Origin of the sequence: Pseudomonas sp. SK3(2021) (assembly GCF_016772375.1) — a bacterium.
GTDB lineage: Bacteria > Pseudomonadota > Gammaproteobacteria > Pseudomonadales > Pseudomonadaceae > Aquipseudomonas > Aquipseudomonas chlororaphis_I.
This window is the reverse complement of the sequence record NZ_CP061943.1, coordinates 3,133,783-3,156,337: the sequence shown is the minus strand read 5'-3', so window position 1 is coordinate 3,156,337 and position 22,555 is coordinate 3,133,783. Positions and strand designations below refer to the sequence as shown.

The following is a 22,555-nucleotide window of genomic DNA, read 5'->3' as shown; positions in this document are numbered from 1 at the left end:
CGATCTGCCTGGATAAACGCGCCAGCTGCCTTTGCGACTGCTACGCAGTCGATCGCAGCCTCGCAGGCTCGGCAGCGGCTACAGGGCTACAGGATCAGCGGCCACCGCCCAGGTCGATAAAGGTCCCGGTGGAATACGAGGCCTTGTCCGACAGCAACCAGATGATCGCTTCCGCCACTTCGTCCGGGCGGCCGCCGCGGCCCATGGGGATGGCGGATTCCAGCTTGCTGACGCGGTCGGCGTCGCCGCTCAGGGCGTGGAAGTCGGTGTAGATATAGCCCGGGCGCACCCCGTTGACGCGGATGCCTTCGCCGGCGACTTCCTTGGACAGGCCGATGGTGAAGGTGTCCAGCGCCCCTTTGGAGGCGGCGTAGTCGATGTACTCGCCGGGTGCGCCCAGGCGGGCAGCGACCGAGGACACGTTGACGATGCTGCCGCCCTGCCCGCCATGCCTTGGCGACATGCGCAGCACCGCATGCTTGGCGCAGAGGATCGGCCCGAGCACGTTGGTCTTGATGATTTTCAGAATGCGGAATTCGGACATTTCGTCGAGTCGCGACTTCGGCCCGACAGTCCCGGCGTTGTTCACCAGCGCGGTGACCCGCCCCAGTTCGGCGTCGACCCGGTGGTACAGGGCGATCACTTCGTCCTCGATGCTGACATCGGCCCGCACGGCAATCGCCTGGGCACCCAGGCCCCGCACCTGCTCCAGCACCTGGAAGGCCGCCTGCTCGTCGGCCTGGTAGTTGATGCAGATGCGATAACCCTGTTGCGCGGCCAGCAGCGCGGTGGCCGCGCCAATACCGCGACCGCCACCGGTGATGAGGATGACTTTGTCCATGCTGCCAACTCCCTCGCTGATCGTTGAACGCCAGCAATTAAACACCCTCGGGCCAGCGTTGCAAACCTTCTCGGGGCCGTCATTCGTCCCGTGGCGGATCGCCGGTCGGCGTGTCTATCCAGGCAGGTCGCAGGCTTGGAGTTTGCGGTCGCTGCGTCGGAATGCCGCCCAAACCGATCGCAGCCTCGCGGGCTCGGCAGCGGCTACAGGGCCAGTTGTTCGGCCTGATGGATGTTCTGCATGAAGCGCGCGGCCGGCAGCGGATGGCCGAGGAAATAACCTTGCAGCGAATCGCAGCCCAGCTGGGTCAGGAAGCTTTGCTGCACATCGGTTTCCACGCCCTCGGCGACGATGCGCAGGCCCAGGGCCTGGCCCAGGGCGACGATGGCCGAGACAATCGCCGCGTCGTCGCTGTCGTGCTCCAGGTCGCGGACAAAACCGCGGTCGATCTTCAATTCGTTGGCCGGCAGGCGCTTGAGGTACATCAGGCTCGAATAGCCGGTACCGAAGTCGTCGATGGACAGGTCCACGCCCATTTCCGCCAGTTGCTTGAGCACGGTCATACTGGCATCGGCATCGCTCATGGCCGTGGTCTCGGTAATCTCCAGGGTCAGGTTGTTGGCCGGCAACTGGTGGCGGCTCAATGCCCTGGCCACGCTGTCGACCAGCCCGGCATGGCAGAACTGCAGCGCGGAGATGTTCACCGCGATCCGCCAGCCTTCATAACCTTCGCTGTACCACTCGCGCATCTGCCGGCAGGCCTCGTTGAGCACCCACTCGCCGATGGGGATGATCAGCCCGGTCTTTTCCGCCAGGTCGATGAACTTGTCCGGCAGCAGCAAGCCCAGTTGCGGGTGATCCCAGCGCAGCAACGCTTCGGCGCCCACTGGCAGGCCGTTGGCAGCGTCGAACTTGGGCTGGTAATACAGCCTGAACTGGCCGTGCTCGACGGCATGGCGCAGGTCCTGCAGCAGTTGCAGCTGCCGGCGCGCATCGCTGTTCATCGAGGCGTCGAAGAAGCTGTAGCCGTTCTTGCCGGTGCCCTTGGCGTGATACATCGCCGCATCGGCATTCATCAGCAGTTCCTGGGGCGTCAGGCCGTTACCCGGGTACACCGCGATGCCGACGCTGGCGGAGATCTGCAACTCATGCTCGGCCACCCGGAACGCCTGGCCGATCAGGCCCACCTGGCGCGCGGCCAGGCGCAAGGCATCGTCCGCCTCGTTCAGTTGTACCAGCAGCACGAACTCGTCGCCGCCGATCCGCGCCAGGGTGTCCTGGCTGCGCAGGTCTTCGCGCAGGCGCACCGCCACCTCGCGCAACAACTGGTCGCCCATGTGATGGCCAAAGGCGTCGTTGACCGGCTTGAAGCCGTCCAGGTCGATGAACATCAGGGCAAAACAACCGCCCTGCTCTGTCACCCGCTGCATCGCCTGGTCGATACGGTCGGCCAGCAGCGTGCGGTTCGGCAGGCCGGTCAGGGTGTCGTGCAGCGCCAGCTGGGTCAGCTCGCGGTTGGCCACGGTCAGCGACTCGGCGAGCACCGCGGTGCGGGCTTCCAGGCGGGCGTCGAGTACCGAGGTCAGCAAGGCAATGACCAGCACCGCCAGGGTGGTGATCAGTACCAGGTTGTCCAGGCCCTTGCCGCTCAGGCCATCCGCCGCCGCGCCACAGAAACTGCCGTCGGCGAAACGCGCCGCGGCCATGCCGGTGTAGTGCATGCCGACAATGGCGATGCCCATCACCATCGCGGCCCCGCAACGGGCCAGGCGCACATAAGGGGTGTTGCGGCGCAGGCGGAAGGCGATCCACAGCGCCGCGGCCGAGGCGCCGACGGCAATCAGCAGCGAGGCGCCGAACAGGCTCGGGTCATAGTCGATGCCCGGCTGCATGCGCAGCGCCGCCATGCCGGTGTAATGCATGGCGCTGATCCCGGCGCCCATGACCAGCGCGCCGCAGGCCAGTTGCCAGAGCGGCAGGCTCTGCTGGCTCACCAGCCACAGGGCGAAACCGCAGGACAGCACGGAGATCAGCAGTGACAGCGCGGTGATGCCGGTGTCGTAGCCCAGGTCGATGGGCAGGCTGAAGGCGAGCATGCCGATAAAGTGCATCGACCACACCCCGATGCCCATGGCCAGGGCGCCGCCGGCCATCCACAGCAACGCCGCTCGACCACGCGTGGTGGCGATGCGACCGGTCAGGTCGAGCGCGGTGTAAGAGGCGAGAATCGCCACAAACAGGGAAATCAGAACCAGGGCGGGAGAGTAGGTACCGGTGAGCATGAACGTCTCGTGGCGTTAGCCGGAAGCGTCCATGCCCGGCGGTAAAAGGCGCAATTGTACTGATTGCGTGTGGAAACACACTCACAAAGTAAGCAAAAAGCCATCATACAGATGAAAATAGCCGCCTGATAAAACAAATCGGTTACAGCGACTCGACGCCTGACAACGGCTACATAACGCCAGGCACGCCGCCATCTGGGTCGCCGCAGGCAAAGCGGCACTCCGACGCAGCGCTCGTAACGCCAGGCAGCGCATTGATGGCAGGCCGCGGGGTCAGGACTGCGCTCGGGTCAGGCAGCGGTCGTAAACCCGGCGACGCGATTGTCCGGGCGGATCGCGGATTCAGCCTGTTACTCCTTGCTGGCCTGAAGCTGGCCGTCCCAGCCCCCGCCGAGGGCGGCGATCAGTTGCACGCTGGTGACCAGCCGGCTTTGCAGCAGGCTCAACACGCTGCGTTCGTTGCTCAACGCCGTGGCCTGCACCGCCACCACGTCCAGGTAGGCGATCACCCCGGCCCGGTACTGGTTCTCGGTCAGGCGCAGGGACTCGCGCGCCGCGTCCAGGGCCTGCTGGCGCACCGCGGCTTCGTCTTCCAGGACCTTGAGCTGCACCAGGTAGTTCTCCACCTCGCGGAAGCCGTCGAGCACGGTCTGGCGGTACTTGGCCACGGTCTGGTCGTAGGCCGCCTCGGTGCGGTCGACTTCCGCCGAGCGCTGGCCGCCGTCGAACAGGGTCATAGCCAGTTTCGGTCCCACCGACCAGAAGCGGTTCGGCAGGCTGATCCAGTCGGCATAGGTACTGCTGCTGTAGCCGCCGGCCAGGCTCAGGGTCAGGTCCGGGTAATAGGCGGCCTTGGCCACGCCGATATTGGCGTTGGCGGCGATCACCGAACGCTCGGCCGAGGCGATGTCCGGGCGCCGTTCCAGCAATTGCGACGGCAGGCTCAAGGGCACCTGGGGCAAGGCCGGGATGTCCTGGGTCTCGGCCAGGCTGAACTCGGCCGGCGGCAAGCCGATCAGCACCGCGATAGCGTTTTCCAGCTGGGCGCGCTGCCAGATCAGGTCGATCAGGTCGGCCTGGGTAGTTTTCAGCTGGGTTTGTGCCTGGGCCACCGCGTCCTTGCCGGAGACGCCGGCGCGGTACTGGTTCTCGGTCATGGTCAGCGAGCGCTGGTAGGCCGCCACCGTGGCTTCGAGCAGGCGCTTCTGCTGGTCCATGACCCGCAGTTGCAGGTAGTTCTGCACCAGCTCCGACTGCTGGCTCAGGCGCATCGCCGCGAGGTCGGCGAAGCTCGCCTCGGCGCTGGCTTCGTTGGCTTCCAGGCCACGGCGCAGCTTGCCCCAGACATCCGCCTCCCAGCTCACCCCGAGCTGGGTGTTGTAGGTGTCGCGAATGCCGCTGGAGGAACTGCTCAGGGCCGAACTGCTGCTGCCGGTGCCCTGGCTGGCGCGGGTTTTCCCGGCGCTCAGGTCGACCGTGGGGAACAGCGAGCCACGGGCGCTGCGCACCAGCGCCTGGGCCTGGCGGTACTGGGCCTCGGACTGTGCCACGGTCTGGTTGGCGCTGTTGAGCTTGTCGATCAGGTCGTTGAGCTGGCGGTCGCTGTACAGCTCCCACCAGGCGCCACGGGCCAGGGAATCGCTGGGGCTGGCCTGGCGCCAGCCCGCCGCCTCCTTGTATTGCGCAGGCTCGGCGACGGTCGGGCGCTGATAGTCCGGGCCGATGGCGCAGGCGCTGAGCAGCGCCAGGCTCAAGCCCAGGCTCGACAACCGCGAGCCACGGGCCAGGGCCAGGCACTGAGGAAGGTTGCGGGGCGAACAGTCAGTCATAGCGGCGTTTCCAGAGCGGCATCGGTACGAACCCCACGCCAGTGGTTGAACTTATGGCGCAGGCGATCGAGATAGAGGTAGACCACCGGGGTGGTGTAGAGGGTCAGGATCTGGCTGAAGACCAGGCCGCCGATGATGGTCAGGCCCAGGGGCTGGCGCATTTCCGCGCCTTCGGCGTTGCCGAGCAGCAACGGCAAGGCGCCGAGGATCGCCGCCAGGGTGGTCATCAGGATCGGCCGCAGGCGCAGCAGGCAGGCACTGCGGATCGAGTCCAGCGGGCCCAGGCCCTGGTGGCGCTCCAGCTGCAACGCCAGGTCGATCATCAGGATGGCGTTTTTCTTCACCACGCCGATCAGCAGGAACAGCCCCAGCAGCGAGATCAGGCTGAACTCGCCGCCCAGCACATAGATCGACAGCAAGGCGCCGACCCCGGCCGACGGCAGCGTGGAGAGAATGGTCAACGGGTGAATGTAGCTTTCATAGAGCACACCCAGCACCAGGTACACCGCCAGCAGCGCGCCAAGGATCATGAACGGCTGGCTCTTCTGGGTCGCGGCGAAGGCGTCGGCGGTGCCGGCCATCTTGGCGATCACGTCTTCGGGCATGCCGACCTTGGCGATCGCCCGCTCGATGGCCGCCGTGCCCTGCTCCACCGTCACCCCTTCGGCCATGTCGAAGGCAATGCTGTCCGAGGCGAACTGGCCTTCGTGGCTGACCCGGTCGTCTTCCAGGCTGTTCTCGTAATGGGCGATGGTCGACAGCGGCACCCGCGCGCCGTCGGCGGTGATCACCTGCACCTGGTTGAGGGTGACCGGGTCCTGGGCGTACTTCGGGTTGACCTCCATCACCACCTGATACTGGTTGAGGCTGTCGTAGATGGTGGAAATCTGCCGCTGGCTGTAGGCGTTGTTGAGCACCGCGGTGACCATGTTCATGTCGATCCCCAGGCGCTTGGCCTGGTCGCGGTCGACCACCAGGGTCACCTGCTGGGCGCCCCGCCCTTCGCGGGCGTCGATGGCGGTGAGCTCCGGCAAGGCACGCAGCGCGGTCACCACTTTCGGGTACCACTCGCGCAACGCCCCCAGGTCGCCGCTCTGAATGATGTAGGAATACTGCGAGGTGGTCTGTTCGCGGCCGCCACCGAATTGCAGGTCCTGGTCGGCCATCAGCATCAGTTGGGCGCCGGGCACCTTGGGCATTTCCTTGCGCAGGCGCTCGATGACCTTCTGCGCGGAAATGTTGCGCTCCTTGATCGGCTTGAGGCGCACCAGCATGAAGGCATTGTTGGTGCCGTTGCTGCCACCGATGAAGCCGGCCACGCTCTCCACCGCCGGGTCCTTGAGCACTTCGCGGCGGAAGATTTCCATCTTCGGCTGCATCACGGTGAACGACAGGCCGTCGTCGCCCCGCACGAAACCGATCAACTGGCCGGTGTCCTGCTGCGGCATGAAGGTCTTGGGCACCACCACGTACAGCGCGATGTTGACACCGATGGTCACGAACAGGCTGAGCAGGGTCAGGCGCTTGTGGCGCAGCACCCAGTCCAGGCTGCTGGCGTATTTCGCCACCATCCAGTCGTTGCCGCGCTGGCTCCAGCGCTGCAGGCCGTTCTCCTGGCCCGGCACGTGGGGCTTGAGCCAGCGGGCGCAGAGCATCGGGGTCAGGGTCAGGGACACCACCAGGGACACGACAATGGCCGCCGCCAGGGTGATGGAAAACTCACGGAACAGGCTTTCGATGATCCCGCCCATGAACAGGATCGACAGGAACACCGCCACCAGCGAGACGTTCATCGACAACAGGGTGAAACCGACCTCCTTGGCCCCCAGGTAAGCCGCCTTCAGCGGCGCGATGCCTTCGTCGATGTGCCGGGAAATGTTCTCCAGCACCACGATGGCGTCGTCCACCACCAGCCCGGTGGCGAGAATCAGCGCCATCAGCGACAGGTTGTTCAGGGAAAAACCGTACAGGTACATCACCGCGAAGGTGCCCACCAGCGACACCGGCACCGCCAGGGTCGGGATCAGCGAGGCGCGCAGATTGCCGAGGAACAGGTAGACCACCAGGATCACCAGGGCCACGGCGATCAGCAGGGTCATCTCGGCTTCATGCAGGGTGGCCTTGATCACCGGCGAGCGGTCCATCGCCAGGTTGAGCTTGACGCTGGCCGGCAATACCGCCTGCAACGCCGGCAACTGCGCCTTGATCTCGTTGACCGTCTCGATGATGTTGGCCCCGGCCTGGCGGTTGATCACCAGCAGCACCGCCGCGTCGTCGTTGAAGAAGCCGCTGTTGTAGCGGTCCTCGACGCCGTCGCTGACCCTGGCCACGTCTTTCAGGCGCAGGGCCGCGCCGTCCTTGTAATGGATGATCAGCGGCTCGTAGTCACGGGCCTTCTCCAACTGGTCGTTGGCCTGCACCTGCCACATCTGCTCGCTGTTCTCCACCGAGCCCTTGGGTCGGCGCACGTTGGCTTCGGCGATGGTCTTGCGCACATCGTCGAGGGCCACGCCGTACTGGTTGAGCAACTGCGGCTCGAGCTCGATGCGCACCGCCGGCAGCGAACTGCCGCCGATCTGCACCTCGCCCACCCCGGGCACCTGGGACAGGCTCTGGGACAGGATGGTCGAGGCCAGGTCGTACAGCTGGCCCTTCTCCAGCACATCGGAGGTCAGCGACAGCACCATGATCGGCGCCTGGGACGGGTTGACCTTCTTGTAGGTGGGCATGCTGCGCATGCCGCTGGGCAGCAGGTTGCGCGAGGCGTTGATCGCCGCCTGCACTTCCCGCGCCGCGCCGTTGATGTCGCGGTCCAGGTCGAATTGCAGGATGACCCGGGTCGACCCCTGGCTGGAACGGCTGCTCATGGTGTTGACCCCGGCGATCGCGCCGAAGGAACGCTCCAGGGGCGTGGCCACGGTCGACGCCATCACCTCGGGGCTGGCCCCCGGCAGGCTGGCCTGGACCACGATCACCGGGAAGTCCATCTGCGGCAGCGGCGACACCGGCAGCAGGCCGAAGCTGACGCCGCCCAGCAGCATGATCGCCAGGCTCAGCAGCATGGTGGCCACCGGCCGGCGGATAAAGGGTCCGGACAGGTTCATGGCTGCTCTACCGGCTCCGCGGGCTCAGGCGCCGAACGCCAGCGCCGGCCCAGGCGGTCGAAGTACAGGTAGATCACCGGCGTGGTGAACAGCGTCAGGATCTGGCTCAGCAACAGGCCGCCGACCATCACCAGGCCCAAGGGCTGGCGCAGTTCGGCGCCGGAGCCGGTAGCGAGCATCAGCGGCACGGCGCCGAACAGCGCGGCCAGGGTGGTCATCAGGATGGGCCGGAAACGCAGGAGCGCCGCCTGGTAGATCGCCTGCTCCGGGGCCATGCCCTGGTTGCGTTCGGCGTCGAGGGCGAAGTCGATCATCATGATCGCGTTCTTCTTGACGATGCCGATCAGCAGGATGATGCCGATGATCGCGATCATGCCCAGGTCGTTGCCGCTGAGGATCAGCGCCAGCAAGGCGCCCACCGCCGCCGACGGCAGCGTGGACAGGATGGTGATCGGGTGGATGTAGCTCTCGTAGAGCACCCCCAGCACGATGTACATGGTCACCACCGCCGCCAGGATCAGCAGCAAGGTGCTCGACAGCGAAGCCTGGAACGCCTGGGCCGCGCCCTGGAACCGGGTCTGCACGCCCACCGGCATGCCGATGTCCCGCTGCACCTGCTCGATGATGTCCACCGCCTGCCCCAGGGCCACGCCGGGCGCCAGGTTGAACGACATCATCACCGCCGGGAACTGGCCGATATGGGCGATGGCCAGTTGCGCCTGGCGCTCCTCGACCCGGGCCAGGCTCGACAGCCGCACCTGGCCGCCGTCGGCGGCCTTCACATGGATCTGTTCCAGCGCCTGCGGGCCGATGTTTTCCCCGGCCTGGGCCTGCAACACCACGCGGTATTGGCTGGCCTGGGTGTAGATGGTGGAAATCTGCCGCTGGCCGAAGGCGTCGTACAGCGCGTCGGTGATGTTCGACACCGAGACACCGATGCGCGAAGCGGCGTCGCGGTCGATCACCAGGTACACCTGCAACCCCTTGTCCTGCAGGTCGCTGGCGACGTCGGTGAGTTCTGGCCGGTGAGCCAAGGCATCCACCAGGCGCCCGGTCCACAGGGCCAGCAGGTCGGCATCCGGCGACGACAGGCTGAACTGGTACTGGGTGCGGCTGACCCGGTCCTCGATGGTCAGGTCCTGCACCGGCTGCATGAACAGGCGGATGCCCACCAACTGGTCGACCTGCGGCTGGATGCGTGCAATCACTTCGGCGGCGCTGAGGTCGCGCTCGCGGTGCGGCTTGAGGTTGATCAGCAACCGGCCGCTGTTGAGGGTGGCGTTGTCGCCATCGACCCCGATATAGGACGACAGGCTTTCCACCGCCGGGTCGGCCAGGATGATTTTCGCCAGGTCCTGCTGGCGCTGGCTCATGGCAGCGAAGGACACCGACTGCGGCGCTTCGGAAATGCCCTGGATCACCCCGGTGTCCTGCACCGGGAAGAAGCCCTTGGGCACCACCATATAAAGGAACACGGTCAACGCCAGGGTGCCGACGGCCACCAGCAGGGTCAGCGGCTGATGCTTGAGCACCCACTGCAGCCAGCGACCGTAGCTGGCGATCAGCCAGTCGATCCAGGCACCGCTGGCACGGTAGAAGCGGCCCTGTGCTTCTGCCTTGGGCTCACGCTTGAGCAGGCGCGCGCACATCATCGGCGTCAGGGTCAGGGACACCACCAGGGAAATCAGGATCGCCACTGCCAGGGTGATGGCGAACTCGCGGAACAGCCGCCCGACCACATCGGCCATGAACAGCAGCGGAATCAGGACGGCGATCAGCGACAGGGTCAGCGACACCAGGGTGAAGCCGATCTGCCTGGCGCCCTTGAGCGCGGCCTGCATCGGGCTGTCGCCCTCCTCGATGAAGCGCGAGATGTTCTCCAGCATCACGATGGCGTCGTCGACCACGAAGCCGGTGGCGATGGTCAGGGCCATCAGGGTCAGGTTGTTGACCGAGAAACCCGCCAGGTACATCACGCCGAAGGTACCGATCAGCGACAGCGGCACGGCTATCGACGGGATCACCGTGGCGCTGGCCCGGCGCAGGAACAGGAAGGTCACCATCACCACCAGGGCGATGGCGATCAGCAGTTCGTGCTGCACGTCGGTGACCGAGGCACGGATGGTCTGGGTGCGGTCGGTGAGCACGGTGACGTCAAGGCCGGCCGGCAGGTTGTCGGTGATGCTCGGCAGCAGCGCCTTGATCCGGTCCACCACCTCGATCACGTTGGCCCCGGGCTGACGCTGGATATTGAGCAGCACCGCCTGGTTTTCATTGGCCCAGGCCGCCAGGCGTTCGTTCTCGGCGCCGCCGGCGATCTGCGCGACGTCCTTCAGGCGCAGCGGCGCGCCATTCTTGTAGGCCAGGATCAGCTCGGCGTAATCCTTGGGCGAGGTCAGCTGGTCGTTGGCGTCGAGCATCGACACCCGGGTCGGGCCGTCGAAGTTGCCCTTGGGCTGGTTGACGTTGGAGGCGCCGATCAGGGTACGCACGTCCGCCAGGTTGAGGCCGTTGGCCGCCAGGGCCTGCGGGTTGACCTTGATCCGCACCGCCTGGCGCTGGCCGCCGGCGATGCTGACCATGCCGACGCCGCTGATCTGCGCGATCTTCTGCGCCATGCGGGTATCGACCAGGTCGTTGAGCTTGGGCAGCAGCATGGTCTTGGAGGTGATGGCCAGGGTCAGCACCGGGGTGTCCGCCGGGTTGACCTTGTTGTACACCGGCGGCGCCGGCAGATCCGTGGGCAGCAGGTTGGTCGCGGCATTGATCGCCGCCTGCACCTGCTGCTCGGCGACATCCATATTGATGTCGAGGTTGAAGCGCAGGGTCAGCACCGAGGCGCCGCCGGAGCTGGTGGAGGCCATCTGGGTCAGGCCGGGCATCTGCCCGAACTGGCGCTCCAGGGGCGCGGTGACCGCGCTGGTCATCACGTCGGGGCTGGCGCCGGGGTACAGGGTCATCACCCGGATGGTCGGGTAATCGACCTGGGGCAACGCCGAGACCGGCAGCAGGCGATAGGCGATCAGGCCGGCCAGGACAATGGCCAGCATGCTCAGGGTGGTGGCTACCGGACGGAGGATGAACAGCCGCGAGAGGTTCATGCGCCGACCTTGCTCGCCGGGGCGTCAGCGGCCGGGGCCGGCGTGGTCGCCGAGCTGGCCGGCTTGCCCTGCAGGTGCTGGGTCGGGGTGGCCGGGACTTCCTCGGCGGTGTTGACCACCTCCACTTCGCTGCCGTCCTTCAGGCGGTCGGTGCCTTCCAGCACCACGCGATCGCCGGCTTCCAGGCCGGCCTTGACCACGGTGGAATCGCCGTTGCTGTCGCCAACCTGCAACGGGCGGATCTTGACCTTGTTGTCGCCGTCCAGGGCGTAGACGAAGGTGCCGTTGGTGCCGAACTGGATCGCCGCCGACGGCGCCAGCACCACGTTCTTCAGGGTATCGGCGAGCACGCGCACGTTGACGAACTGGTTGGGAAACAGCACCTGGTCGCGGTTCTCGTAACGCGCCTTGAACTTCAGGGTGCCGGTGGTGGTGTCGATCTGGTTGTCGAGGCTTTGCAGCACGCCGCTGGCCTGCAGCGCCTGGTCGCCGCGGTCCCAGGCTTCCACCGGCAGCCTGGCGCCGCTGCGATAACGCTCCAGCACCGTGCTCAGGTTATTCTCCGGCAGGGTGAAGGCGACGCTGATCGGCTGGGTCTGGGTGATGACCGCCAGCGCGGTGGTGTCGTTGGCCGCCACCAGGTTGCCGACGTCCAGTTGGCGCAGGCCGACGCGGCCGGTGATCGGCGCGCGGATCTTGGTGAATTCGAGATTGAGCTTGGCGTCGTTGACCGCCGCCTGGTTGGTCTTGACCGTGCCCTGGTACTGGCCGACCAGCGCCGCGGCGGTGTCCAGGGTCTGCTTGGCGATGCTGTCCTGGGCATACAGGCCGCGATAACGCTCGTAGTCGACCTGGGCGTTCTTCAACTGGGCCTGGTTCTGCAACAGCGTGCCTTCGGCCTGGAGCAAGGCGTTCTGGTAAGGCCGTGGGTCGATTTCCGCGAGCAGGTCGCCGGCCTTGACCATCTGCCCTTCCTCGAAGGCCACCTTGACCAGCTCACCGGCCACCCGGCTGCGCACATTGATGGTGTTCAGCGCGGTGACGGTGCCCAGCGCCTTGTAATACAGCGGGAAGTCCCCGCGCGTGGCCGGCGCCACCCGCACCGGGATCGGCCCGGTCGCGCCACCGAATCCCGGCCGCATCGACCCGCTACGCCCGGTGTGTCCGGCAGCGGCCTTTTGCCCGGCGGCATCCTTGTGGGTGGTCGAGGCCGGCCAGAACTTCCAGCACAGGCCGACGATGGCCAACAGGACAAGCAGGCCGAACAGCCAGCGACGGGAGTTGCGGGAAACGGAGGATTGCATGGAATGATCAACCATTGGGCGCGAGGGGATCTTTTTCAGAAGGCTGAAAGATAAGCACTGGCCGGTGTTTAGCAAAGCGCCTTTACCGGCAATTTACCTTGGGCCTACGTTTGCAAGTGTCTGCTAAGCCACTGAAGCACAAATAAAAACGGCCTGGACAGGGCCAGGCCGTGAATAATTGTAAAACCTGTTACTTCAGAACGGCCAAGGCCGCGTCGTAGTTGGGTTCTTCAGCGATTTCCTTGACCAGCTCGCTGTGCAGCACGGTGTCGTTCTCGTCCAGCACCACCACTGCACGGGCGGTCAGGCCGGCCAGCGGGCCGTCGGCAATGGCCACGCCGTAGTTCTCGATGAACTCGCGGCCACGCAGGGTCGACAGGTTCTGCACGTTATCCAGGCCTTCGGCGCCGCAGAAACGGGCCTGGGCGAACGGCAGGTCAGCCGAGATGCACAGCACTACGGTGTTGTTCAGGCCGCTGGCCTGGGCGTTGAACTTGCGCACGGAGGTGGCGCAGGTCGGGGTGTCGACGCTCGGGAAAATGTTCAGCACTTTGCGCTTGCCGGCAAAGCTGCTCAGGGTGATGTCGGCCAGGCCGGCGCCCACCAGGGAAAACGCTGGCGCCTTGGAGCCGGTTTGTGGCAGTTGGCCGTTGACTTGAACCGGGTTGCCTTTAAGGGTGACTTGAGCCATGAACGGAGTCCTTATAAACGATTGTCATTGAACAGCTGTAAAGAACATCGAGAGGCCGGAAGTTAAACATGAAACGCCCCGGGCCACCTATGCCCGGGATACAAATTGTCGCCCTTTTGCGCCCTTGACTGGATACAGGGAGCGAGGCCGCACGACGACCATCAGTTCAGCAAGCGCAGCATATTGCGATGCCGGGCCTCGAAAATGCGCGCCATGTAGGCATTGACCATCAGCCATTCCAAAAGTGCGCCACCCAGAGCCCGATAAGTCACCCGGTCGGTATACAGGGTACCCCCGTCGCAGGCCTCGACCCGGTGTTCATGACGGAAGGCGCGCAGCGGTCCCTTGAGCATCTCGTCGACGAAATGGCGATCGCCGACTTCACGTATAACCACCGTCCATGTCGCCGGTATGACACCCCACATCCAGTGCCGAAAGCTGAACTGGCGCCCGGCGCTGATCCGCAGGTCATGGATATCCACGCCCTGCAAGGGGGTGATGCGCTCGGGAAAGATCTTCGGGAAGTTGGCGCCTTCAAGACAGAAATCCAGCACCTGGGCCGGGCTGCGACCGGCAATGAAAGTCGTGCGTTCAACCACCGGCATGCCAGGGAAAACTCCTTGAGTTCGTCAATAAAACATAATGTAAAACATCATATATACTTTGTATCTATATGTTTTTATTGAATTTATTAACATTGATAAATCACATTAACTTAACCACTATAAAAACATGGAAATAATCACAATTCACATGAAGGATAAAGCAGGCCTTGAAGCTCCGCCACCGCTCGATCCTGGAGCAGGCAGCCAGGGTGCGGACGCTGTAATCCTGTCCCGGGCGATGCCGCCGTGGGCCTTGCTCCCTCGCCTCGCCAGCGAAACCTGTGCTCTTCATTGGCTGCCGGACCTGCTCGATGAAGGGGTCAGGCACCCGTCCTGACCCCGACGCAGTTGGCAAAAAGACGCTCGGAAGATGCGCCAGGCGTTACTGTTTTTTCAGCTTGTTAAAGGACTGATGCAGGTCGGAGGCCCAGCCGTCGATGACGTTTTTCACGTCCGCAGGCTGCATGACCTGGGTCTCGTTCTGCAGCGGCTTGCCACTGCCCTTGCGCACCACCTGGGCGATCACCTTGTTGTTGCCGCCGTCGATGAACTGCGCCTCGGTACCCAGGGTGGTTTCCTGGTCGCGGATCCCGCTGGCCGTGCTCACCGCCGCCGCCACCAGGGCGATGGGAATGATTTCGTAAGGCTTCAGGCCTTCGGTCTTGCTGCTCACGGCGGTGATCGCCGCGCGCACCACAATCACGCCCGGCCCCGGTGCGGTGGCTAGCGGCAAGTCCTTGCCGATCTCGCGCTTGAGCGCCTCGTCGTAATAGCGGTTGATGCCGTACAAGGTGTTCTGCGGGATCTTCACCGTCGGTTGCGGCTTGGGATAGAACTGGGTGGGCTCGATATAGACGCTGCTGTACTGCTTCAGGTCCAGCTTGGGATCGACCCAACGCATCACTTCGACGCCCGATGGCGACTTGGCCTCCTTGAGCTGGCTGTAGTCGCCAAGGAAACCGGAATATTCGTCTGGCTGGGTGATGTTGCTGGAACAGCCCACCAACCCTAGGGTGGCCAGGCACAGCGTGCTCATCATCGATGCGAGCTTCATGGGGTAACTCCTGTCAGAAATCCGGAAGCGCTACTGGTTTGAGGAAGTGTAGGTATAGCCAATAGCGAGCAAATCAGCACAACAAAAGCGGATTAATCGGCAAAGCAGGCCAGAGATTTCTTAGCGAATCGGACAGATACGGGCGCAGCGTCAACGCTGCACCCCACCCCCTTACCAGGTGGTTCCGCGCCTTGCCGCCGCCTCGCGCCGAGCGTCGATGCGCATGGCCTTGAGCAGGGAGAAGGTCCCGGCCAGGACGATCACGGCGCCAAACACGAAGTCGATGCCGTACAGCTGGTAGTCCTGCAGCGGCCCGACCAGGAATACCCGGACCGCCGCCACGCCCAGCAGCGTGGCGAGAAAGTCGAGGGTCGGCTCGTCGCGGTACAGCACCATCAGCAGCGGCAGGCACAGCACCAGCGACAACAGCAGCACGATGATCTTGAACGAGCCTTTGCGCTCGATGCTGAAGGCGCACTCGCTGGCGCCATAGGCCGGATAGTCGCCGGGCTGGACCAGGCTGTTCTGCTCGGCGATGTAGTCCGCCGGGTTGTACAGCCGGGTCGGGGTGAAGGTATTGGACAGGTTCATCTGCGTGGTGATGCGCTTGAACGGCAGGTCGACCTGCTCGTTGCCCTTGAGGATGTACAGCACCGGCTTGTAGCCGTAACGGTAGACCTCGAAGGGAAACCGGCTGGACTCGCCATTGACCCGGATCGGCCGGCTTTCCAGGTCCGCGTAGGCATTCTTGTACGGCGAGTTGAAATTGCGGTTCAAGGGCTTGACCTTGACCTCTTCAAAGAACAACGGCGGCAGGCTGTAGCTGGACTGCAAGGGTTCCAGGCGCAATTTCAGCGGGTAGCGGCCCAGTTCATAGCGGTTGTAGGTGCGCTCGGAAACGTTGACCTCCCCCGAGACCCTGAACTCGCCCTGGGTGCCGTTGCTGACCCTGAGCAGCAGATAGTCGCGCTTGAAGGAATGCGGCGCATCCGTGGCCGGGCCACACCAGCCGTAGCTGTCGAGGGGGTCGCCGAGGCGACCGCTGCGGGCATCCTGGTACACATAGAAATAGCCGACCCACAGGGTCAGGATCAGCAACAACGAAAACAACCCGAGTATCTTTTTAGCAACGCTCACAGCCGCGACTCTCTTCCATGGATGGCCCATGCCAGGCACGCCTGCGACTGATCGCCGGACGCCGATCCCTGGCTCCTTCATAAAGGCTGGGACTCTACCAAAGTGCCATCAGCGACCCAAGGACAAATGCCCCTGTCAGCCAGACAATGGCCGTTGCCCGCCCTGTTCATGGGCGACTGTGAGCATTGACCGGCGTGCCGACCTGTGCCGGCGCCCCTCTTCAGCGCCTCCGGAACAGCGGCCGTGGCTCGATCGCCGAGCGCCCGTAAAGCACGCTCATGCCCGCCAGCCCCTTGAGGGCGTCGTCGGCGCATTTGTCTTCGCGGATGGCAAAGCTGTCGAAACCGCATTGGCGCATATGGCTGAGCTGGTCGCGCAGCACATCGCCCACCGCCCGCAGTTCGCCCATCCAGCCCAGGCGGGTGCGCAGCAGGTAGGCCTGGCTGTAGGCGCGGCCGTCACGCAAGCTGGGGAAGTCCAGGGCGATCAGCGGGATCAGCTTGAGCCAGGGCCTGAGGCCTTCCACCTCGTCGTCCGGGCCGAGCCAGACCCCGTCCCGCGCCGGCACATGCTCGATGCGGCGGATCAGCCAGCGGGCCAGGGGCAAGATCAGCGGCCCCGCGGGCAGCGGGCCGTCCACCTCACGCACCAGGTTCCAGGGATCGTCCTCGACCCGCCCGGCCTGGCCATCCTGCAAGCGCAACAGATTGTTCATGGTTTTAGTCTCTCGCTCACGGCTGTAATTTCTCGCTCACGGCTGTGCTTTCTGTTGCACGGTCGCATTGCTGGCTCATGGCTGCGCCTCCAGCACTTTCGGATAGACCCGCTCCTTGAACGGCTCCAGGCCGATGCGTTGCACGGTATCGACGAACGGCTCCTCGCTTTCCCGGTAACGCACGAAGGTGGCGATGATGCGCTCGATCACCCCGGGCACTTCCTCGGCGCTGAACGACGGGCCTATGACCTTGCCCAGCGCGCTGTGCTTGCCCTGGGCGCCGCCGAGGGTGACCTGGTACCACTCGCTGCCGTTCTTATCGACGCCGAGGATGCCGATATTGCCGATGTGGTGATGGCCGCAGGCGTTCATGCAGCCGGAGATGTTCAGGCTGATGTCACCCAGGTCATGCAGGTAATCCAGATCATCGAAACGCGCCTGGATCGCCTGGGCGATGGGGATCGACTTGGCGTTGGCCAGGGCGCAGAAGTCGCCGCCGGGACAGGCGATGATGTCGGTCAGCAGGCCGACGTTGGCGCTGCCCAGGCCCTGTTCGCCCGCCAGCCGCCACAGCTCATGCAGCGCGGCCTTGGGCACGTCCGGCAGGACGATGTTCTGTTCGTGGGCGATGCGGATCTCGCCGAAACCGAAGGCCTCGGACCACTCGGCCACCGCCTCCATCTGCGCCGCCGTCACGTCTCCGGGCGGCGAGGCGCTGCCGGGCTTGGTCGACAGCACCACGCTGGCGTAGCCCGGCACCTTGTGCGGCTGGACGTTGTGCGCCACCCAGCGCTCGAAGGCCGGTTCCTCGGCCAGGCGGCTGCCGTAATCGAGATCGGTGGCTGGCTGGTGCTCGTAGAGCGGCGGGATAAAGGCACTGGCGACCCGCTGGTATTCGGCCTCGGTCAGCTGCGCCGGGCCGTCCTTGAGGTGCTGCCACTCCTCCTCCACTTCCTTGGCGAAGGCCTCGATGCCCAGGGCCTTGACCAGGATCTTGATCCGCGCCTTGTACTTGTTGTCGCGCCGGCCGTGGCGGTTATAGACCCGCAGCACCGCCTCGACATAGGACAGCAGGTGCTGCCACGGCAGGCCGTCGCGGATCTGCTGGCTGAGGATCGGCGTGCGCCCCAGGCCGCCGCCGACCATCACCCGCAGCAGCATCTGCCCGCGCCAGTCGCGGTACAGGTACAGGCCGATGTCATGCATCATGATCGCCGCCCGGTCCTCGCGGGCCGAGCAGATGGCGATCTTGAACTTGCGCGGCAGGAACAGGAATTCCGGGTTGATGGTCGACCACTGGCGCAGGATCTCCGCCAGGGGCCGCGGGTCCATCAGCTCGTCGGCGGCCACCCCGGCGAAGGCTTCGGTGGTGATGTTGCGCACGCAGTTGCCGGAGGTCTGGATCGCGTGCATCTCGACGCCGGCCAGGCGTTCGAGGATGTCCGGCACCTGGGCCAGTTCGATCCAGTTGAACTGCATGTTCTGCCGGGTGGTGAAGTGACCGTAGCCGCGATCGTAGTCGCGGGCGATGCTGGCCAGGGTGCGCATCTGCCGCGCACTGAGGGTGCCGTAGGGAATGGCCACCCGCAGCATGTAGGCGTGTTTCTGCATGTACAGGCCGTTCTGCAGGCGCAGCGGCAGGAACTCTTCTTCGCTCAGCTCGCCAGCCATGAAGCGTTCGACCTGATCGCGAAACTGCGCCACCCGTTCAAAGACCAGGGCCCGGTCGTACTCGTCATAGTGATACATGTCACGGCCTCATCAGTGCTGACCCGCTTCCGCCCCTGGCGCTGAAGCCGCTGTAATCCTGTAGCCGCTGCCGAGCAACGCGGGGCTGCGATCGAGTTGGGCGGCATCCCGGCGTAGCGCTCGCAATCCAGGCTATGCGGTCTGGCGGACAGAACGCATGTGCCGGTCCTGCGGCTGCTTTGCAGCCGATCGCAGCCTCGCTGCGCTCGGCAGCGGCTACAGGGCCACAGTGGCCACGGGGTTATGGCATTCCAGGGGGGATCCGGGGGTTTTGGTGTGGCGGTGACTATGCCCTTGCGGCTCAGGACGTTACAGATTCAGGTAAAAACTAAAAAACCGTATCAGCCGCCACCCGGCCTGCACAGGCAGGCGGGCAAATCTGATCCGTATTAATGGTTTTTTTCTGAGACTGTTTTGTTTCGCCGCTGCTTTCTACAGTGCGTCGCATGCCAGGCCGGGTGGCCTGGCAAGCCTTTGCAACCGTGGAAGCATTGACCATGAGCACAGCAACAATGGAACCGGCCTACAACTACAAGGTGGTGCGCCAATTCGTCATCGCCACCGTGGCCTGGGGCGTGATCGGCATGGCCATGGGGGTATGGATCGCCTCCCAGCTGGTCTGGCCGCAAATGAACCTCGACCTGCCCTGGACCAGCTTCGGCCGCCTGCGCCCGCTGCACACCAGCCTGGTGATCTTCGGCTTCGCCGGCAGCGCCCAGTTCGCCGCCAGTTACTACGCGGTACAGCGTACCTGCCAGGTGCGGCTGTACTCCGACAAGCTCGCCGCCTTCACCTTCTGGGGCTGGCAGTCGGTGATCCTGATCATGCTGGTCACCCTGCCGCTGGGCTACACCACCACCAAGGAATACGCGGAAATCGAATTCTCCGGCGCGGTGTGGATGGCCGTGGTCTGGGTGGTCTACGGCATTGTGTTCTTCACCACCGTGGTGCAGCGCAAGACCAGGCACATCTACGTCGGCAACTGGTTCTTCGGCGCCTTTATCCTGGTGATCGCCATGCTGCACGTGGTCAATCACCTGTCGATCCCGGTGGACTGGTTCAAGTCCTACCCGGTGTACTCCGGCGCCACCGACGCCATGGTCCAGTGGTGGTACGGCCACAACGCCGTGGGCTTCTTCCTGACCACCGGTTTCCTGGGGATGATGTACTACTTCGTGCCCAAGCAGGTCGGGCGCCCGGTGTATTCCTATCGCCTGTCCATCGTGCACTTCTGGGCACTGATCACCCTGTACATCTGGGCCGGCCCGCACCACCTGCACTACACCGCCCTGCCGGACTGGGCGCAATCGCTGGGCATGGCCATGTCGATCATCCTGCTGGCGCCAAGCTGGGGCGGCATGATCAACGGCATGATGACCCTCTCGGGCGCCTGGCATAAGTTGCGCAGCGACCCGATCCTGCGCTTCCTGGTGCTGTCCCTGGCGTTCTACGGCATGTCGACCTTCGAGGGGCCGATGATGGCGATCAAGACGGTCAACGCCCTCTCCCACTACACCGACTGGACCATCGGCCACGTCCACGCCGGCGCCCTGGGCTGGGTGGCGATGATCACCTTCGGCGCCATCTACCACATGGTGCCCAAGGTCTTCGGCCGTGAGCAGATGCACAGCGTGCCGCTGATCAACCTGCACTTCTGGCTGGCGACCATCGGCACCGTGCTCTACATCGCCTCGATGTGGGTCAACGGCATCACCCAGGGCCTGATGTGGCGCGCGGTCAACGACGACGGCACCCTCACCTACTCCTTCGTCGAGGCCCTGCAGGCCAGCCACCCGGGCTTTGTCGTGCGCTTCGCCGGGGGCGTGTTCTTCCTCAGCGGCATGCTGCTGATGGCCTACAACACCTGGCGCACCGTGCGCGTGGCCGACCCGCGCCTGGCCCTCGGCGACGCCCAGATCGCCTGATCGCCCAAGAACACGACGCGGGCCACACCCGGCCCGCGTCGCTCATTCCCTCCTGCAGCCCAGCGAGCCCCCGATGATCGAATTCGCCCTTGACCTGCTCGGCGTGACCTTCCTTTACCTCAGCATCGGCTACTGCCTGCGCCAGCAATCGGCCAAGAGCCTCGACGATGCCAGCCTGATCCCCTTCGCCGACGACCCGGACGTGGCGCGCCGGGTGGAACGGGCCACCGGCAAGAAAATCGACGCCGTGGCGCCGGAACCGACCGAAGCCAGGCCCGGCTGGGGCAACCTGGAGGTATGAAACCCGCCGTGGTGAAGTATCGCGGTGTTCTGAAGTACGCTGCGCCCGTTCCGGGCGATCGCAGCCTGCGGCAGCGGCTACAGGGACCGAGCCGCGCCTTGATCGGTTGGCAGAGGCAAAACCCGTAGCCGCTGCCGAGCGATAGCGAGGCTGCGATCGCCCGAACGGGCGCAGCGATTTCAAGATCGCTGAGATCGCGGCTACAGGCGCGCGCGGTACTGGCTGGGGGTCAGGCCGAGGATCTTGCGAAAGGCGCTGCCCATATGGGACTGGTGGGCGAAGCCGGTTTCCAGGGCGATGGCGGCGAGCGACAGGTCGCTGCGCTCGATCAGCCGCCGCGCCGCCTGGACCCGCACTTCGACCAGCCAGGCATGGGGCGTCAGGCCGATGGCGCGGGTGAAGTCGCGCAGGAAACGCAGTTCGTTGCGCCCGGTGCAGGCCGCCAGTTCACTGAGCGACAGGGGCTCGGCGAACTGCTGGTCGATCAGCGTCAGCACCCGGCTGAACTCGGCGCGCCTGGCGGTCTTGGCGGGTGGTGGGTCGAAGGCCGCCAGGCCGGCGAACTGCAAGGCGCATTGCTCCAGGGCCAACTGATCGCCGATGGGCTCCAGCAACAGCCGCCGCGCCTGCCGTCCCAGCGCCAGGGCCCTCGCCTGTCCTGGCAGTTGCAGGCGCCGCGAACCGCTGGCGATATCCAGCCCCTGTGGTTCGGCCAGCCAGCGCAGCAGCAGGTATTCACCGCCGTGGGGCGACTCGGAAAACACCTCGACCCCGGCCGGGGTCAAGGCCAGGGTCCCCGGCCAGTTGTCGAAATCCTCGCGCCGGTCGCTGCCGATGGCATGCACGCCCCGCTGGCGTTCCAGGCTCACGCCGAGGCTTTGCCACTGCAGCGGATCGCGCGCACTGTAGGCCGCGCGCGGCAGCAATTGCAGGTCGAGCGCGCCGCCCAGCAGCTCGCGGTTCAGCATCTTGCGGCTCGGCATGGCGGGCCTATGAAATTTCTTGATAGATCGCGGGGCTGTGCCACGGGACACTCTCGACACTCAGGTTTATCAGCAACAGGAGCTGTGTATGCGCACCATCGGCCTTATCGGCGGCATGAGCTGGGAGTCCAGCGCCGAGTATTACCGCCTGATCAACCAGCAGGTACGGGACCGTCTCGGCCCGCTGCGCTCGGCGCGGTTGCTAATGTACAGCGTCGACTTCGGGCCTGTCGAACAGGCCCAGCACGCCGGGCGCTGGGACCTCGCGGCAGAGATCCTGGTGGATGCGGCGCGCCGCCTGGAAGCCGGTGGCGCCGAGTGCGTGGTGCTCTGTACCAACACCATGCACAAGGTCGCCGAGCAGATCCGGGCCGTGCTGTCGGTGCCCTTCCTGCACATCGCCGACCCGACCGCCGAAGCCGCCCTCGAGGCTGGCACCCTCAGCGTGGGCCTGCTGGGCACGGCCTTCACCATGGAACAGGATTTTCTCAAGCAGCGCCTGGTCGATCGCGGCCTCAAGGTGCTGGTGCCGGACGCCGTGGACCGCCAGGCCGTGCACCGGATCATCTACGACGAGCTGTGCGTGGGCGTCATCAGCGAGACCTCGCGCCAGCGCTACCAGCAGGTGATCCAGGCCCTGATGGAGCGCGGCGCCCAGGCCATCATCCTCGGCTGCACCGAGATCGGCCTGCTGCTCAAACCGGAACACAGCCCCCTGCCGCTGCTGGACACCACCGGGTTGCATGCGCGGGCGGCAGTGGCGTTTGCCCTGGACAGAGAGACGGCCTGACCTCATCGCCCCCCACAAAACCTGTAGCCGCTGCCGAGCGCCAGCGAGGCTGCGATCGCCCGGAACGGGCGCGGCGTACTTCAGATCGCTGAGGTCCTTCGGATCTCCTATTGAGGTCCTTCGGACCTATCGCAGCCTCGCTGG

At 65.0% G+C, this 22,555-nt stretch carries 16 protein-coding genes; 3 read left to right on the top strand and 13 right to left on the bottom strand.

Annotated features, from left to right (window positions below; all coding sequences use genetic code 11):
• Window positions 1–94 precede the first annotated feature (94 nt).
• The 12 genes from IF690_RS14195 to nirA all read right to left on the bottom strand — a co-directional run bounded on the left by IF690_RS14195 (window position 95) and on the right by nirA (window position 18,412).
• Entirely contained in the window at window positions 95–841 is a 747-nt protein-coding gene (locus IF690_RS14195) for an SDR family oxidoreductase (RefSeq protein WP_202701121.1), read from the bottom strand.
• Window positions 842–1,044: 203 nt separating this feature from the next.
• Window positions 1,045–3,123, bottom strand: a complete 2,079-nt coding sequence (locus IF690_RS14190; protein ID WP_202701119.1) for a putative bifunctional diguanylate cyclase/phosphodiesterase — start codon at window positions 3,121–3,123, stop codon at window positions 1,045–1,047.
• Between the two features lie 350 nt (window positions 3,124–3,473).
• Window positions 3,474–4,952 carry an efflux transporter outer membrane subunit gene (locus IF690_RS14185; RefSeq protein ID WP_202701117.1) on the bottom strand — a complete coding sequence of 493 codons (1,479 nt, stop codon included), beginning with the start codon at window positions 4,950–4,952 and terminating at the stop codon, window positions 3,474–3,476.
• Window positions 4,949–8,056 (bottom strand): efflux RND transporter permease subunit, encoded by a 3,108-nt coding sequence (locus IF690_RS14180; RefSeq protein WP_202701115.1) that lies wholly within the window; start codon window positions 8,054–8,056, stop codon window positions 4,949–4,951. Before IF690_RS14180 ends, IF690_RS14185 begins: the two co-directional genes overlap by 4 nt.
• Window positions 8,053–11,157, bottom strand: coding sequence for an MdtB/MuxB family multidrug efflux RND transporter permease subunit (locus IF690_RS14175; RefSeq protein WP_202701113.1), 3,105 nt, complete (start codon window positions 11,155–11,157; stop codon window positions 8,053–8,055). The genes IF690_RS14180 and IF690_RS14175 overlap by 4 nt, the downstream gene beginning before the upstream one ends.
• On the bottom strand, window positions 11,154–12,476 hold the full coding sequence (locus tag IF690_RS14170; protein WP_202701111.1) for an MdtA/MuxA family multidrug efflux RND transporter periplasmic adaptor subunit: 1,323 nt from the start codon (window positions 12,474–12,476) through the stop codon (window positions 11,154–11,156). Before IF690_RS14170 ends, IF690_RS14175 begins: the two co-directional genes overlap by 4 nt.
• Before the next feature lie 175 nt (window positions 12,477–12,651).
• Window positions 12,652–13,152, bottom strand: coding sequence for a thiol peroxidase (tpx, locus tag IF690_RS14165; RefSeq protein ID WP_202701109.1), 501 nt, complete (start codon window positions 13,150–13,152; stop codon window positions 12,652–12,654).
• A 161-nt stretch (window positions 13,153–13,313) separates the two neighbouring features.
• A complete protein-coding gene (locus tag IF690_RS14160) occupies window positions 13,314–13,757 on the bottom strand; it encodes an SRPBCC family protein (RefSeq protein ID WP_202701107.1) in 444 nt (147 codons plus the stop codon).
• Window positions 13,758–14,139: 382 nt separating this feature from the next.
• Window positions 14,140–14,811 (bottom strand): DUF3313 domain-containing protein, encoded by a 672-nt coding sequence (locus IF690_RS14155; RefSeq protein ID WP_202701105.1) that lies wholly within the window; start codon window positions 14,809–14,811, stop codon window positions 14,140–14,142.
• 171 nt (window positions 14,812–14,982) lie between these two features.
• Window positions 14,983–15,948: a hypothetical protein gene (locus tag IF690_RS14150; RefSeq protein WP_202701103.1), complete on the bottom strand. Its 966-nt coding sequence runs from the start codon at window positions 15,946–15,948 to the stop codon at window positions 14,983–14,985.
• Window positions 15,949–16,168: 220 nt separating this feature from the next.
• The gene (locus tag IF690_RS14145; RefSeq protein ID WP_202701101.1) at window positions 16,169–16,663 is read right to left on the bottom strand and encodes a DUF934 domain-containing protein; all 495 of its coding nucleotides are present in this window, start codon (window positions 16,661–16,663) and stop codon (window positions 16,169–16,171) included.
• Between the two features lie 75 nt (window positions 16,664–16,738).
• Entirely contained in the window at window positions 16,739–18,412 is a 1,674-nt protein-coding gene (nirA, locus tag IF690_RS14140; protein ID WP_202701099.1) for a nitrite reductase NirA, read from the bottom strand.
• A gap of 497 nt (window positions 18,413–18,909) precedes the next feature.
• Here nirA and ccoN point away from each other — a divergent pair, with 497 nt between their 5' ends.
• Together ccoN and IF690_RS14130 are read left to right on the top strand one after the other, a co-directional pair.
• On the top strand, window positions 18,910–20,337 hold the full coding sequence (gene ccoN, locus IF690_RS14135) for a cytochrome-c oxidase, cbb3-type subunit I (RefSeq protein WP_202701097.1): 1,428 nt from the start codon (window positions 18,910–18,912) through the stop codon (window positions 20,335–20,337).
• A 73-nt stretch (window positions 20,338–20,410) separates the two neighbouring features.
• Window positions 20,411–20,638, top strand: coding sequence for a cbb3-type cytochrome c oxidase subunit 3 (locus IF690_RS14130; protein ID WP_202701095.1), 228 nt, complete (start codon window positions 20,411–20,413; stop codon window positions 20,636–20,638).
• A 200-nt stretch (window positions 20,639–20,838) separates the two neighbouring features.
• Here the strand turns inward: IF690_RS14130 and IF690_RS14125 are convergent, their stop codons facing one another.
• Complete coding sequence (locus IF690_RS14125; protein ID WP_502710172.1) at window positions 20,839–21,606, bottom strand: helix-turn-helix domain-containing protein; 768 nt, start codon at window positions 21,604–21,606, stop codon at window positions 20,839–20,841.
• 103 nt (window positions 21,607–21,709) lie between these two features.
• Here IF690_RS14125 and IF690_RS14120 point away from each other — a divergent pair, with 103 nt between their 5' ends.
• Entirely contained in the window at window positions 21,710–22,411 is a 702-nt protein-coding gene (locus IF690_RS14120) for an aspartate/glutamate racemase family protein (RefSeq protein WP_202701073.1), read from the top strand.
• Window positions 22,412–22,555: the final 144 nt, after the last annotated feature.

Excerpts from the sequence above, each read along its gene's own strand:
- IF690_RS14145 (WP_202701101.1), bottom strand. The coding sequence starts at position 16,663 with ATGAACAATCTGTTGCGCTTGCAGGATGGCCAGGCCGGGCGGGTCGAG.
- IF690_RS14175 (WP_202701113.1), bottom strand. The coding sequence starts at position 11,157 with ATGAACCTCTCGCGGCTGTTCATCCTCCGTCCGGTAGCCACCACCCTG.
- IF690_RS14180 (WP_202701115.1), bottom strand. The coding sequence starts at position 8,056 with ATGAACCTGTCCGGACCCTTTATCCGCCGGCCGGTGGCCACCATGCTG.
- IF690_RS14185 (WP_202701117.1), bottom strand. The coding sequence starts at position 4,952 with ATGACTGACTGTTCGCCCCGCAACCTTCCTCAGTGCCTGGCCCTGGCC.
- IF690_RS14125 (WP_502710172.1), bottom strand. The coding sequence starts at position 21,606 with ATGCTGAACCGCGAGCTGCTGGGCGGCGCGCTCGACCTGCAATTGCTG.
- IF690_RS14155 (WP_202701105.1), bottom strand. The coding sequence starts at position 14,811 with ATGAAGCTCGCATCGATGATGAGCACGCTGTGCCTGGCCACCCTAGGG.
- IF690_RS14160 (WP_202701107.1), bottom strand. The coding sequence starts at position 13,757 with ATGCCGGTGGTTGAACGCACGACTTTCATTGCCGGTCGCAGCCCGGCC.
- nirA (WP_202701099.1), bottom strand. The coding sequence starts at position 18,412 with ATGTATCACTATGACGAGTACGACCGGGCCCTGGTCTTTGAACGGGTG.
- tpx (WP_202701109.1), bottom strand. The coding sequence starts at position 13,152 with ATGGCTCAAGTCACCCTTAAAGGCAACCCGGTTCAAGTCAACGGCCAA.
- IF690_RS14120 (WP_202701073.1), top strand. The coding sequence starts at position 21,710 with ATGCGCACCATCGGCCTTATCGGCGGCATGAGCTGGGAGTCCAGCGCC.
- IF690_RS14195 (WP_202701121.1), bottom strand. The coding sequence starts at position 841 with ATGGACAAAGTCATCCTCATCACCGGTGGCGGTCGCGGTATTGGCGCG.
- IF690_RS14190 (WP_202701119.1), bottom strand. The coding sequence starts at position 3,123 with ATGCTCACCGGTACCTACTCTCCCGCCCTGGTTCTGATTTCCCTGTTT.
- IF690_RS14170 (WP_202701111.1), bottom strand. The coding sequence starts at position 12,476 with ATGGTTGATCATTCCATGCAATCCTCCGTTTCCCGCAACTCCCGTCGC.
- IF690_RS14130 (WP_202701095.1), top strand. The coding sequence starts at position 20,411 with ATGATCGAATTCGCCCTTGACCTGCTCGGCGTGACCTTCCTTTACCTC.
- ccoN (WP_202701097.1), top strand. The coding sequence starts at position 18,910 with ATGAGCACAGCAACAATGGAACCGGCCTACAACTACAAGGTGGTGCGC.